General features: G+C 59.9%; 10 protein-coding genes and 1 pseudogene. All 11 read right to left on the bottom strand.

What is annotated here, in order from left to right; translation table 11 throughout:
- Window positions 1-195 precede the first annotated feature (195 nt).
- The 11 genes and pseudogenes from HU720_RS22040 to ccoG all read right to left on the bottom strand — a co-directional run bounded on the left by HU720_RS22040 (window position 196) and on the right by ccoG (window position 13,771).
- Entirely contained in the window at window positions 196-744 is a 549-nt protein-coding gene (locus HU720_RS22040; protein ID WP_186522887.1) for an adenine phosphoribosyltransferase, read from the bottom strand.
- Window positions 745-794: 50 nt separating this feature from the next.
- Window positions 795-1,529, bottom strand: a complete 735-nt coding sequence (fnrA, locus tag HU720_RS22035) for a Crp/Fnr family transcriptional regulator FnrA (protein ID WP_186522886.1) — start codon at window positions 1,527-1,529, stop codon at window positions 795-797.
- Between the two features lie 166 nt (window positions 1,530-1,695).
- The gene (gene hemN / locus HU720_RS22030; protein WP_186522885.1) at window positions 1,696-3,078 is read right to left on the bottom strand and encodes an oxygen-independent coproporphyrinogen III oxidase; all 1,383 of its coding nucleotides are present in this window, start codon (window positions 3,076-3,078) and stop codon (window positions 1,696-1,698) included.
- 276 nt (window positions 3,079-3,354) lie between these two features.
- Window positions 3,355-4,335: an IS5 family transposase gene (locus tag HU720_RS22025; protein ID WP_186522888.1), complete on the bottom strand. Its 981-nt coding sequence runs from the start codon at window positions 4,333-4,335 to the stop codon at window positions 3,355-3,357.
- A gap of 175 nt (window positions 4,336-4,510) precedes the next feature.
- On the bottom strand, window positions 4,511-7,036 hold the full coding sequence (locus HU720_RS22020; protein ID WP_186522883.1) for a glycosyltransferase family 2 protein: 2,526 nt from the start codon (window positions 7,034-7,036) through the stop codon (window positions 4,511-4,513).
- A gap of 378 nt (window positions 7,037-7,414) precedes the next feature.
- Window positions 7,415-8,297: pseudogene (locus HU720_RS22015) on the bottom strand (IS5 family transposase).
- 130 nt (window positions 8,298-8,427) lie between these two features.
- Window positions 8,428-9,111 carry a sulfite exporter TauE/SafE family protein gene (locus HU720_RS22010; protein ID WP_186522878.1) on the bottom strand — a complete coding sequence of 228 codons (684 nt, stop codon included), beginning with the start codon at window positions 9,109-9,111 and terminating at the stop codon, window positions 8,428-8,430.
- Window positions 9,104-9,316: a cbb3-type cytochrome oxidase assembly protein CcoS gene (ccoS, locus tag HU720_RS22005; RefSeq protein ID WP_186522877.1), complete on the bottom strand. Its 213-nt coding sequence runs from the start codon at window positions 9,314-9,316 to the stop codon at window positions 9,104-9,106. The genes HU720_RS22010 and ccoS overlap by 8 nt, the downstream gene beginning before the upstream one ends.
- Entirely contained in the window at window positions 9,298-11,763 is a 2,466-nt protein-coding gene (locus HU720_RS22000) for a heavy metal translocating P-type ATPase (protein ID WP_186522870.1), read from the bottom strand. The genes ccoS and HU720_RS22000 overlap by 19 nt, the downstream gene beginning before the upstream one ends.
- Before the next feature lie 49 nt (window positions 11,764-11,812).
- Window positions 11,813-12,340 carry a FixH family protein gene (locus HU720_RS21995; protein WP_186522868.1) on the bottom strand — a complete coding sequence of 176 codons (528 nt, stop codon included), beginning with the start codon at window positions 12,338-12,340 and terminating at the stop codon, window positions 11,813-11,815.
- Window positions 12,341-12,355: 15 nt separating this feature from the next.
- Window positions 12,356-13,771: a cytochrome c oxidase accessory protein CcoG gene (gene ccoG / locus HU720_RS21990; protein ID WP_186522866.1), complete on the bottom strand. Its 1,416-nt coding sequence runs from the start codon at window positions 13,769-13,771 to the stop codon at window positions 12,356-12,358.
- Window positions 13,772-14,179: the final 408 nt, after the last annotated feature.

Raw genomic sequence — 14,179 nt, 5'->3', positions numbered from 1 at the left:
GGGCTGCGCCGCAGCCCTTGAGGTTTTCAGGGCTGCTGCGCAGCCCAACGCGGGACAAGCCCGCTCGCCACGACTGTCTATCATTTTCCACAGGATTGGGTCCAACCAGCCTTGGTGCGGTTGAGCGCGGCCTGCGGGGTAGCTGGCGCTAGCCTGCGATGAGGCCACCACCCGCTTCACGCAATAAGACGCCGATTAATACTCGCTTAGCGAAAACTCGGTCAGGCAGAAGGTCGGCACGCCCGCCGCCTGCAGACGTTGCGAACCCTCAAGCTCAGGCAGGTCGATGATTGCCGCTGCTTCAAACACCTGCGCGCCGGTGCGGCGGATCAGGTTGGCCGCCGCCAGCAGCGTGCCACCCGTGGCAATCAGGTCATCGAACAGCAACACCGAATCGCCATCGCACAGACTGTCGGCATGCACTTCCAGGAAGGCCTCGCCGTATTCGGTCTGGTAACCCTCAGACAGCACGTCAGCCGGCAGCTTGCCCTGTTTACGGAACAGGATCAGCGGCTTGTTCAGTTGGTGGGCGATGATCGAGCCAATCAGAAAGCCCCGCGCGTCCATTGCACCGATGTGGCTGAATTCAGCTTCGACATAGCGCTCGATGAACTGGTCGGCCACATAGCGCAGCCCGCGTGGTGACTGGAACAGCGGGGTGATGTCGCGGAAGATGACGCCCGGTTTCGGGAAGTCCACTACCGGGCGGATCAGGGCTTTGAGGTCGAACGTGTCGCTGTGCATGGGGCAGGTATCCTGGAAAAACCAAGGCGCCAGTATACCTGTTCCGGCGGTCAGGCTTCTATGGCGCCGCCTGCCAGCGCGCACAGCTGGATCGGGTCGAGGATGTGCACTTCCTTGCCCTCGGCCTTGAGCAGGCCATTCTGCTGGAAGCGGGTAAACACCCGCGATACGGTCTCGACCGCCAGGCCCAGGTAGTTGCCGATTTCGTTGCGCGACATACTCAGGCGGAACTGGTTGGCCGAATAGCCGCGTGCGCGGAAGCGCGCCGACAGGTTGACCAGGAAGGTGGCGATGCGCTCATCGGCGGTCTTTTTCGACAGCAGCAGCATCATTTGCTGGTCATCGCGGATTTCGCGGCTCATCACCCGCATCAACTGGCGGCGCAGTTGCGGCAACTGCACCGACAACTCATCAAGCCGTTCGAAGGGGATTTCGCACACCGAGGTGGTTTCCTGGGCCTGGGCCGACACCGGGTAGGCTTCGGTGTCCATGCCGGACAGGCCGACCAGCTCGCTGGGCAGGTGGAAACCGGTGATTTGTTCTTCACCACTGTCGCTCAGGCTGAAGGTTTTCAGCGCGCCAGAGCGGACTGCGTAAACCGAGCCGAAATCGTCACCTTGGCGGAACAGGAACTCGCCTTTTTTCAGTGGGCGGCCGCGTTTGACGATGTCATCCAGTGCGTCCATATCCTCAAGGTTGAGCGACAGCGGCAGGCACAGGGGGGCCAGGCTGCAATCCTTGCAATGGGCCTGGTTGTGTGGGCGCAGTTTTACTGGCTCAGACATTTCTTCGATCCTTGTGAGAAAGCACACATAAGTCGTAAGGGTAACCCACGACAAGGTCGGTAAGCCAGCGTGCGCTGTTCTGGTGCGTGCTGACGGCGTTAGCCTCTACTGTCCATAGTGTGCCTGCCAAGGCAAGCTGTCCATGTGGTCAAACGTCTCTATCTGTTCAGATTACCCTCGAAAAGCGCTGACGATTTTGTTGAGCCAGGTACGCATCGAACACCATGCACACCGAGCGCACCAGCAGGCGCCCGGCCGGCAGGACGCGGATGCCCTTGGCGTCCAGGCTGATCAGGCCGTCGCGTTGCATGGCTTGAAGCTGCGGCCATTGCTCGTTGAAGTAGCCGCGGAAATCGATCAGGAAAGCGCGTTCGATCTGCTCGAAGTCCAGTTCGAAATGGCAGATCAACTGCTGAATCACCGCGCGGCGCAGGCGATCGTCCTCATTGCAAAGCAGGCCGCGCTGGGTGGCCAGTTGGGCGTGGGAGAGGGCGTCCTGGTAGGTGTTGAGGTCGCTGCTGTTCTGGCAGTACAGGTCGCCGATCTGGCTGATCGACGACACCCCGAGGCCGATCAGGTCGCAGTGGCCATGGGTGGTGTAACCCTGGAAATTACGCTGCAGGGTGCCTTCTTCCTGGGCGATGGCCAGCTCGTCGTCGGGCAGGGCGAAGTGGTCCATGCCGATGTATCGATAGCCTGCAGCGGTGAGCTGTTCGATGGTGGCGTGGAGCATTTCAAGCTTGGCTGCCGGGCCCGGCAGGTCGTTGCTGTCGATGCGCCGCTGCGGCATGAAACGCTCGGGCAGGTGGGCATAGTTGAACACTGAAAGGCGGTCCGGTTGCAGGCGGATCACCTCCTCGACGGTGCGTGCAAAGCCTTCTGGCGTCTGCTTGGGCAGGCCGTAGATCAGGTCAAGGTTGACCGAGCGGAACTGCAGCGTGCGCGCCGCTTCAATCAGGGCGCGGGTCTGCTCCAGGCTTTGCAGGCGGTTGACCGCGCGCTGTACGGCCGGGTCGAGGTCCTGCACACCGAGGCTGACGCGGTTGAAGCCCAGTTCGCGCAGCAGGCCCATGGTCGACCAGTCGGCCTCACGCGGGTCCAGTTCGATGCCATAGTCGCCAGAGTCGTCGTCCAGCAGGTTGAAATGCTGGCGCAGCGTGGCCATCAACTGGCGCAATTCGGCATGGCTGAGAAAAGTCGGCGTGCCGCCGCCAAAGTGCAACTGCTCGACGCGCTGTTTGGGGTCGAGGTGGCAGGCGATCAGCTGGATTTCCTGCTCCAGGCGTTGCAGGTAAGGTGCGGCGCGGCCGCGGTCCTTGGTGATGACTTTGTTGCAGGCGCAGTAGTAGCAGATGTTGGCGCAGAACGGCACATGCACGTACAGCGACAGCGGACGTGCCGCCCGGCGGCTTTCGCGCAGCGCGTGGAGCAGGTCGAACGAGCCCACCTCGCTGTGCAGTTGCACGGCGGTCGGGTAAGAGGTGTAGCGTGGCCCGGCCAGATCGTAGCGGCGGATCAGGTCGGGGTCCCAGTGAAGTTCTTCGAGCATGTGGGCAGTCCCCGGATAGAGCAGCAGTACCCGGAGTCTAGGGATGGATGTAAGTTTCTATGTTGATTTGTATCAAGCTGCAAGCGCCTGCGGCGAGCTGCAAGCTTTTAGCTGCCCCTAGGGATGGTCTGAAATAGCCGGATATTTTCCGGCTATCGAACGATCAGCACTTCAAAAAACGACGCACGTCGAAATTTGACCAATCCTCTTCGACTTTTCAGGCTCATCGGCCACTGCAAGCCACTGCAAGCCACTGCGCCGCAGCCATTTCCCGTATTACACGCGCACTTCTCCTGCGTTCGCCAACAAATGTCGGCGTGCCATCCACAGGTTCGACAGAGCGAACAGCGTCACCATCTGTGCAGTGTTCTTCACCAAGCCTCGCAAGCGCACCTTCGTATAACCGAACTGGCGCTTGATCACCCGAAGCGGGTGCTCGACCTTGGCGCGAACCTGAGCCTTGGCCTTCTCGATCTTGCGTATCGCCTTGTACAGGGCACTGCGTTTTCCATGCTTTTTGTAAGTGCTGCGTCGGGCTGCAATTTGCCAGATGACCTCGCGCCCCGCGTGCTCTTCGCGCTTCTCGGCCTCGGTGTAACCCGCATCGGCGCACACCACGTTTTCCTCACCGTGCAGCAGTTTGCCGACCTGCGTGACGTCCGCAACATTGGCCGCCGTGACCACCACGCTGTGCACCAGGCCCGACTCATCATCGACACCAATATGTGCTTTGGCCACGAAGTAATACTGGTTTCCCTTCCTCGTCTGGTGCATCTCGGGATCGCGCTTGCCGTCCTTGTTCTTGGTCGAGCTGGGGGCATGAATCAGGGTGGCATCGACGATGGTGCCCTGACGCAACGACAGGCCACGGTCGCCCAGATAACCATTGATGACGCCGAGAATCCCGGTCGCCAAGTCGTGCTTTTCCAGCAATCGGCGGAAATTGAGAATGGTAGTTTCGTCCGGGATTCGCTCAAGGCTCAGACCAGAAAACTGACGCAGAATGGTCGTCTCATACAAAGCCTCTTCCATCGCCGGATCGCTGTAGCCGAACCAGTTCTGCATCAGATGTACACGCAGCATCGCCATCAATGGGTAGGCCGGACGACCACCTTTACCCTTTGGACAATGCGGCTCGATCAGCGCAATCAAACCCTTCCAGGGCACCACCTGATCCGTCTCGATCAGGAACAACTCCTTGCGGGTCTGCTTGCGCTTGCCGGCGTACTCGGCGTCGGCGAAGGACATCTGTTTCATCATCGAAAAGCTCGGCGACTGGTATCCGGAGATTTTGCCAAATCAGGAAGCCTTTTTCAGAATTTCCCTAACAGGCCTCTGAGCAATGCCTGATCATTATGAGATTTCGTGCACATCAGCAAGCCCAGGATACTCCAAGGGCGCTACGGCAAGCTGGCCTTGGCATCGCGATCATTCACAATGTTTTTTTGTGACTGCCCATGCTCGTTTCAGGGCGCTTCGCTGCCGCGGACAAACACGCCATGACCAATGCAGCTGCATAAGGAAAACTGCGGGTAATCAACATCACGCTCCACACCACAGAGGACAATGTCAGTGCTGGCAAGCACATGACCAGTAATGCACAAGCCATCAACATGGCAAATAATAACGCCTCTCCAGCACAGCTACTCAGAACTCTGCCTAGAGAGCTGCTAGCCGTCTGCTTGGGCGTCACGATAAACCTCGTCGACTTCGACCAAATCGAATAAAACACCGCCTGTGCGACGACATGATTCAATGCATGACTTGCAAGAATCGACAGCCACGCATTGGAAGTTCCATCCGGGCTGTAACGCACATAAAGGACTGTTTGAGCGAACAGCGTAACCAGAAAGGCTCCGACCAGTGAGCCCGATATAAGCAGAGGGTAGGAGGACGCGGCCGAAGGTGCCACCAAGGAAAGTGCCGACCATCCAATAAGCGCACTTGTCATCAATAGTCCTCCCGCTTGGGACAGCCAGTGCATCCACCCGATGACGAATTGATAGCGTTGTGTCCATGAGAGCTGTTCATTTTTTAGGAAAATTATTTTCGCATGGCCCCTCAGGATCTGTACTGCCCCCCTCACCCAGCGGAAACGTTGGCGCTTGTAGTCATAGAAATTATCCGGCATCAGGCCTTTCCCGTAAGAAACCGGAATATATCTCATCTTGTGCCCCTGTTGAAGAATCCTCAATCCAAGCTCGGCATCCTCACAGACACATTGCTCCGACCATCGGAGCGTCCTCAGTACACGCGCGCGGATCAACGTCATGGTGCCATGAAGGATGATGGCATTGAAATTGTTTCGAATCAGCATGCCGACATTGAAGAAGCTCTTATATTCGTAATAGCACAACCTCTTGAACAGCGAAACTTGGTCACGATAATCCTGCGGCGACTGCAGAACAGCGACTTCAGGATCATAAAATAGAGAAGTAAGCCCTAGCCAGTCCTGCTCGACCTGATAATCCGAATCAACCACGGCAATTATATCAACGTCATCAGACGTCTTATCCAGCAAGAAATTTAATGCCCCACCCTTATTACCGACAATCCTCTCAACCCGCCAGAACTTGAATTTACTCCCTAAGGCAAGGCAGTGTGCCTGGACCGGCATCCAGAAACTTTCCTGATCCGTATTATTGTCAATAACATGAACCTCATAATCCCCATGGAACAGCTCGCTTATCCGGGACAATGTATCTTTCACCATAGTGGGCGGCTCATTTCTGCACGCGATGTGGATAGCGACTTTGTAGGAAACCTGGCCCTCGCTGTCAGGCGCTGAAAAAAAAGTGTTGTTCCGTGGCATCAAGTACCCGTCGACTGTTTCGTGTAGCGAGATCAAGAGCACGCAGATACACCACACGCACCATACATTGATCGCAACCAATTGATCGACCGGAGACAAAGTCGAAAGCCCGTACCATACCCTTTCGGCGAGCGCAAGCAACATGGCGAACCCGCTGCAAAGTAGTAATGCTCGACCTAGCGCGCCTCTAAAGAATTCGTACAAGAATACTTGAATCCCTTTAACAGGGACTGAGGTTTTTCCGCCGAGTACAAACTTTACCCTCCCGTCACTCCTGAACATCCCCCAATGCCGGCCCACCGTGCCTTCCGAGCGTTTCCAACGCTGATCGAATGCTTCGATCACATTGTAATCCACCCCCATGCTGTTGAACTCACTGATCACGCCTCTAATATATTCCGCTTGTTGATACTCATCTGCAGGCATTGTATTCAGTGCATGCCCACCAGAGGGCCACCCTACTTCGCCGACATAGATCTTTCGGCCCGGAAATGCTGAAATCACCTTGCCCACCGCGCTCACCGTGTGGTTCACCGCATCAGCAAGGCACACGCCTTCCCAGAACGGAAGCGTATGTATGGTTATTTCATCTACGTAATCGGACAAGGAGGGATGGCTCAACCATATGTGCCAAAGCTCCGCAGTTGTCACCGGAAGCTCTGTTATCAACTTCACTTCGCGCATATATTCCTTGAGTCGCCCCAATGGCAAATCATGCCTAAACAAAACCTCATTACCTACCACAACCCGCACAATGTTATTACACTTACGCAAGATCACTACTGCCCGGGCAATCTCCATTGCATTCTTTCTTTCGTCATCACAAATCCAAATACCCAAACTGACCTTCATACCCAGCGAACCAGCAATACGTGGTATCCATGCCTGAACACCAGAAACGGAGTAAGTCCGAATTTGTGGTAGGTAGCGACTGAGCACCGTCAGCTCTCGAGTCATTTGCTTGACTGTTACACGACTGCGCTTTTCGAAAGACGAACTATTTGAATACGGCGCATAGGATGCACTTCTGATGGAATACATCGACTGGATGACTTTTGATTTACGCGCCTGCAGCAACGCTTTAAACATGACCACTAAAAACAACGCTATTCCATTGATAACCAACCCCCAGTGCATCACACTCATCGTCGCACCTCATTATCCAGGCGGATAAGCAGAACAGCGCTCGCTGTCGTGGCATGTTCAAGTGATCCCACGCTAAGGCATCACTGATATTGATCATGACCCCGTAGCACTACTCACACAGCTGGCATTTTTGCCAGTTGACAATTGAAAGTAGCGTTTGGCGCTTGCCTAAAATAATCGTACGGTGCAGGACCGCGTTGAGAACGATGACAGGTAGGCAGTCGGTGGGCTAGGGATGGTCTGAAATGGCCGGATATTTTCCGGCTATCGAACGATCAGCACTTCAAAAAACGACGCCCGTCGAAATTTGACCAATCCTCTTCGACTTTTCAGGCTCATCGGCCACTGCAAGCCACTGCGCCGCAGCCATTTCCTGTATTACACGCGCACTTCTCCTGCGTTCGCCAACAAGTGTCGGCGTGCCATCCACAGGTTCGACAGAGCGAACAGCGTCACCATCTGTGCAGTGTTCTTCACCAAGCCTCGCAAGCGCACCTTCGTATAACCGAACTGGCGCTTGATCACCCGAAGCGGGTGCTCGACCTTGGCGCGAACCTGAGCCTTGGCCTTCTCGATCTTGCGTATCGCCTTGTACAGGGCACTGCGTTTTCCATGCTTTTTGTAAGTGCTGCGTCGGGCTGAAATTTGCCAGATTACCTCGCGCCCCGCGTGCTCTTCGCGCTTCTCGGCCCCGGTGTAACCCGCATCGGCGCACACCACGTCTTCCTCAACATTGGCCGCCGTGACCACCACGCTGTGCGCCAGGCCCGACTCATCATCGACACCGATATGTGCTTTGGCCCCGAAGTAATACTGGTTTCCCTTCTTTGTCTGGTGCATCTCGGGATCGCGCTTGCCGTCCTTGTTCTTGGTCGAACTGGGGGCATGAATCAGGGTGGCATCGACGATGGTGCCCTGACGCAACGACAGGCCCACGGTCGCCCAGATAACCATTGATGACGCCGAGAATTCCGGTCGCCAAGTCGTGCTTTTCCAGCAATCGGCGGAAATTAAGAATGGTAGTTTCGTCCGGGATTCGCTCAAGGCTCAGACCAGAAAACTGACGCTGAATGGTCGTCTCATACAAAGCCTCTTCCATCGCCGGATCGCTGTAGCCGAACCAGTTCTGCATCAGATGTACACGCAGCATCGCCATCAATGGGTAGGCCGGACGACCACCTTCACCCTTTGGATAATGCGGCTCGATCAGCGCAATCAAACCCTTCCAGGGCACCACCTGATCCATCTCGATCAGGAACAACTCCTTACGGGTCTGCTTGCGCTTGCCGGCTTACTCGGCGTCGGCGAAGGACATCTGTTTCATCATCGAAAAGCTCGGCGACGGGTATCCGGAGATTTTGCCAAATCAGGAAGCCTTTTTCAGAATTTCCCTAGTGCCCCATCAGCCAGTGCTGATGCGGCCCAGGCAGGGTCCATAGCCCGAACAGTATCACCAGCACGCCACCGGCCATGCGTACCCCGCGCCTGCGGATCACCGCGCCAACGCGCTCAGCCGCCAGCCCCGTCGCCAGCAGTACCGGCCAGGTGCCGACGCCGAACGCCAGCATCAACGCTGCGCTGTGCAGCGCATTGCCTTGGCTGGCCGCCCACAGCAGCGTGCTGTAGACCAGCCCGCACGGCAGCCAGCCCCACAATGCACCCAGCAGCAACGCACGCGGCACGCTGGACACCGGCAACAACCGGCTCGCCACTGGCTGCACCCGGCGCCACAGCCCGCGGCCCAGCGCTTCGATGCGGGTCAGACCACTCCACCAGCCGGCCAGGTACAGGCCCATGGTGATCAGCAGCAGTGCGGCCACCACCCGCAGCACAGCGGCCAGCGGGCTGCTGGCCAAGGCCACGCCGGCCAGGCCGAGCAACAGGCCGGCGCAGGCATAACTGAGCACCCGGCCGAGGTTGTAGGCGAGCAACAAGCGCAAGCGGAGGGCGCGTTGCTCGGCGGGGATGGCCATGGTCAGTGCGCCCATCAAGCCGCCGCACATGCCCAGGCAGTGGCCACCGCCTAGCAGGCCAAGCACCAGGGCAGAGCCCAGCAGTGGCAGCAGGTCAGGCATTTGGCGGCGGCGCCTGGTCGTCGTGCTTGGCGTCCTCGGCCTTGACCGCGGCCTGGTGGCGCGGGTCCTGGTCATCGAACAGAATGCTGTGCGCCGGGCTTTCAAGGTCTTCGTACTGGCCGCTGTCCACCGCCCAGAAGAAAATGTACACGGCAACGCCCACCAGCAGCAGGGCTGCGGGGATCATCACGTAGAGGGCGGGCATAGGGTGTTCCTTGCAAGTGGCGCTGCTGCCGGTTCGGGCTGGGCCTTGGCTTGACGGGTCAGGCGCAGCGCATTGAGCACGACGATCAGCGAGCTCAGCGACATGCCGACCGCCGCCCATGCCGGGGTGACCCAGCCAAGCGCTGCGAACGGCAACATGAGGCCATTGTACAGGCTCGCCCAGAGCAGGTTTTCGACAATGTTGCGCCGCGTGCGCCGGGCAAGCGTGAAGGCCTGCACCAACGCATTGAGGTTGTTCGACAGCAGCACCGCATCGGCGCTGGTCTTGGCCAGTTCCGTGGCGCTGCCCATGGCGATACTGATGTCGGCGGCAGCCAGTACCGGCACGTCGTTGACCCCATCGCCGAGCATCAGTACCTTGCGCCCTGCGGCCTGTAGTTGTTTCAGGCGGGCCAGTTTGTCGTCCGGGCGCATGCCGCCTACGGCCTGGTCGATGCCCAGTTGCTGGGCCACCTCGGCGACCATCGGCGAGCTGTCGCCGGACAACAGCAGGGTCTGCCAGCCGCGCGCCTTGCAGGCTGCGACCAGGCCTGCGGCATCTTCGCGCAGGCGGTCATCCAGGCCGAACCAGGCCAGCGGGCCTTGGCGGTCGCCCAGCAGCAGCCATTGCCCGCGTTGTTCGGGCACCGCTGGTATTTCGGCGCCGCTCAGGGCGCAGACGAAGGTGGCCTGGCCGATGCGCAGGCGCAAGTCGTCGACCACCCCCTCAAGCCCGAGCCCGGGCACGGCATTGACCGCGTCGGCGGGGCGGGCGGCGCGGCCGAAGGCGCGGGCGATGGGGTGCTCGGAGCGGTTTTCCAGGGCGGCGGCCAGGGCCAGGCACTGGTCGCTATCGAGGCGCCCCAGGGGGCGGATGCTGCGCAGTGCCAGGCGGCCTTCGGTGAGGGTGCCGGTCTTGTCGAAAATGACCGTATCGACCTGGTTCAGGCCTTCCAGCACATGGCCCCGGGTCACCAGCAAGCCAAGCTTGTGCAAGGTGCCGGTGGCGGCCGTGAGCGCCGTGGGGGTGGCCAGTGACAGCGCGCAAGGGCAGGTGGCAACCAGCATCGCCAGCACGATCCAGAACGCGCGCGTGGCATCCAGTTGCCACCACACAAGGCCGATCACTGCTGCCGCAACCAGGGTGAACAGCAGGAACCACTGCGAGGCACGGTCGGCGATTTCGGCCAGGCGCGGTTTTTCTGATTGCGCCCGCTCCAGCAGGCGGACGATGGCTGACAGGCGCGAGTCCTGGCCGAGCGCCTGCACTTGCACGGTCAGTGCGCTTTCGACATTGAGCGTGCCGCCGGTAACCCGGTCGCCAGCGCGCCGGGGCTGTGGCAGGTATTCGCCGGTCAACAGCGACTCATCGACGCTGGAGCGCCCCTCGACAATGCAACCATCCGCAGGAATGACCGCCCCAGGCAGCACCTGCACATGGTCGCCACACTGCAATTCGCCCAGCAGAATGCGTTCGGCCTGGCCATCGCTGCCCACCCGAAGGCACGAGGCTGGCAGCAGGTTGACCAGTTGCGCGGTGGCCGCCGCCGTACGCTCGCGGGCGCGCCGTTCGAGGTAGCGGCCGGTGAGCAGGAACAGCGCGAACATGCCCACGGTGTCGAAATACAGCTCGCCGCTGCCGGTGATCGCTGTCCAGATACCGGCACCGAAGGCCAGGCCGATGGCCAGCGATACCGAGACATCCATGGTCAGGCGGCGCGTACGCAGGTCGCGGGCGGCGCCTTTGAAAAACGGCGCGCAGCTGTAGAACACGATGGGGATGGTCAGGAACAGCGCCACCCAGCGCAGGATGGTGTGCAGTTCGGGTGACAGGTCGATGTTGAATTCCGGCCAGGTGGCCATGGTTGCCATCATTGCCTGGAACCACAACAGCCCGGCCACACCCAGCCGGCGCAAGGCGCTGCGGTTTTCCTGGGCCAGTTGCTCGGCGGCTTTGTCCGGCTGATAGGGGTGTGCGGCGTAGCCGATGTGGCGCAGCTCGGCCAGCAGCGTTGACAGCGGCAGCTCGGCGTCGGCCCAACTGAGCAGCAGGCGGTGGTTGGACAGGTTCAGGCGTGCTTCGCTGACCCCTGGCAGGTTGCGCAGGTGTTTTTCGATCAGCCAGCCACATGCGGCGCAACTGATGCCTTCGACCAACAAGGTGGCTTCGGCCAGTTCACCTGCGTGGCGCACGAAGTTGCGTTGCACATCGTCACGGTCATACAGCGCCAGTTCGTCCTGTAGCTGCCGGGGTAGGGCCTCGGGGTTGGCGCTGCTGTCGCTGCGGTGCTGGTAATAGTGCTCAAGGCCCCCGGCGACAATGGACTCGGCCACCGCCTGGCAGCCTGGGCAGCAGAACGCCCGCGGCTCGCCAAGCACCACGGCAGTGAAGCGGCTGCCGGCAGGTACGGGCAGGGCGCAGTGATAGCAGGGGGTTGGGTGGTTCATCTACATCTCTTCTGGCTGACGCGGGCCCTTTGGCGGCGCAAGGCCGCTGCTACAGACGTTCGGCGCCTTGGATGGCTTCATCACCCAGTTGCAAGGCCACGCCGTGCTCGACTTTTTCTTCCTCGAACAAGCGCCATACGTGGCCGTCCTGGCTGCCGAGCAGCTCGACGAAACGCCGCCCTTCGACTTTGTCGTCGAGCTGGCCAACGTAACGGCCCGGCTCGCTGCGCGCCAGTTGCACCTTGCGGTCGCGCTCCGGCTGGGTTGGCGAAATCAGGTTCAGCTCCAGGGTTTGCGGGCTGCTGTTGCCGCTCAGGTGCACCTGGACCTCACCGGTCAACTCGTCCAGGTAGATGCTGGCCTTGAGGTTCAGGGTCTGCGCCAGCAGCTCGCGGTCGAGCGAGCGGTTGATGCCTTTACCGGCCTCATAATAGTTGTCGTTGACCAGGTTGTCGGGGTTGCGCACGGCGATGCTGACCATGGTCAGGCTCAGGCACACGGAGGTGGTGAGGATACCGATGATGATCCAGGGCCAGAGGTGTTTGTACCAAGGGCTGGCGGCGGTGGCGGCAGGCATTGTGCAGGTTCTCTCTTAACGGATCTGTGGGCCGATGAAGCGGCTCTTGGCTTCGACCTGGCTGGCGCTGTCGTCGGCGTCTTTCAGGGTGAAGGTGATTTCGTTGGTGGTCGACGGCAGGCTTTGCGGGGCGACCGACAGCTGCACCGGCAGGCTGACGATGTCGCCTGCTGCCACGCGGATCTCGCGTTGGCCGGTCAGTTGCAGGTCTGGCACGCCGGTGGCGTCGAGCAGGTAGACGTGGTCGCGCTGGTCCTTGTTCATCACTTTGAGGCTGTACACGTTCTCGATCCGCCCTTGGGCGTTCTCGCGGTACAGCACGCGGTCCTTGGCGACGTCGAAGCCGACCAGCGGGCGGATGGCGAAGGCGGTGGCCAGGGCGCCGATCATCACCAGCAGCACCAAGGCGTAGCCGATCAGGCGTGGGCGCAGCATGTTGGTTTTCTGCCCGGACAGGTTGTGCTCGGTGGTGTAGCTGATCAGGCCTTTGGGGTAGTTCATCTTGTCCATGATGGTGTCGCAGGCATCGATGCACGCGGCGCAGCCAATGCACTCGACCTGCAGGCCGTCGCGGATGTCGATGCCGGTGGGGCAGACCTGCACGCACATGGTGCAGTCGATGCAGTCGCCCAAGCCCTGGGCCTTGTAGTCGGCATCTTTTTTGCGCGGGCCGCGGGTTTCGCCGCGGCGCGGGTCGTAGGAGACGATCAGTGTGTCTTTGTCGAACATTACGCTCTGGAAGCGGGCGTAGGGGCACATGTAGATGCACACCTGCTCGCGCAGCCAGCCGGCGTTGCCGTAGGTGGCCAGGGTGAAGAAGCCAACCCAGAAGTAGGCCCAGCCGTCGGCTTGGCCAGTGAAGAATTCGTACACCAGTTCGCGAATCGGGGCGAAGTAGCCGACGAAGGTCATGCCAGTGACGAAGCTGATCAGCAGCCATAGGCTGTGCTTGGCCAGCTTGCGCACGAACTTGTTGGCGCTCATGGGCGCCTTGTCGAGTTTCATGCGCTGGTTGCGGTCGCCTTCGGTGACTTTTTCGCACCACATGAACACCCAGGTCCAGACGCTCTGCGGGCAGGTGTAGCCGCACCAGACGCGCCCGGCGTAGACGGTGATGAAGAACAAGCCAAAGGCTGCGACGATGAGGATGCCGGACAGCAGGATGAAGTCTTGCGGCCAGATGGTGGCGCCGAAGATGTAGAACTTGCGCTCGGGCAGGTTCCACCATACGGCCTGGTGGCCGCCCCAGTTCAGCCATACGGTGCCGAAGTAGAGCAGGAACAGGCCGGCGCCGCCGACCATGCGCAGGCGGCGGAAAAGGCCGGTGAAGGCGCGGGTGTAGATTTTTTCGCGCGAGGCGTAGAGGTCGACGGAATCCTTCCCTTTGCTGGCAGGCGGGGTTACATCATGTACCGGTATTTGCTTGCTCATCATCTAGTCCCACGGCAGTGGAGAAACGCCGCGGCCTGTGCGTGCTGGCCGCGGTCATGCGCGTTGTGCTAGCGCTATGCGGCCCATGATACGCCGCTGATGGCAGCTCGGGGCCTTGCTGCGACACTTAGTCGCGTTGGGGGCTTTGAATAAACGTGATATGGCGGGTGTCAATTGATCCAGGTCAGGTTGGGGTGTTTTTCTCGGTGTGAGACTGCATGAGTGCCGCGGGTCGCTCCCACAGATGACGCGGCCCGTGTGGGAGATTCTATGGTTTTGTGCAAGCCTTTTCTCGCCAGACATATCTCCTTGTGGCGAGCTCCTTTGTGGCGAGCGGGCTTGTCCCGCGTTGGGCTGCGCAGCAGCCCTGGGGATTACCCGTGGGTTTTCAGGGCTGCTGCGCAGCCC

Origin of the sequence: Pseudomonas sp. SWRI51 (genome assembly GCF_014268825.1) — a bacterium.
In the GTDB taxonomy this organism is placed as follows: Bacteria; Pseudomonadota; Gammaproteobacteria; order Pseudomonadales; family Pseudomonadaceae; genus Aquipseudomonas; species Aquipseudomonas farsensis.
This window is presented reverse-complemented; position numbering and strand designations above follow the sequence as displayed.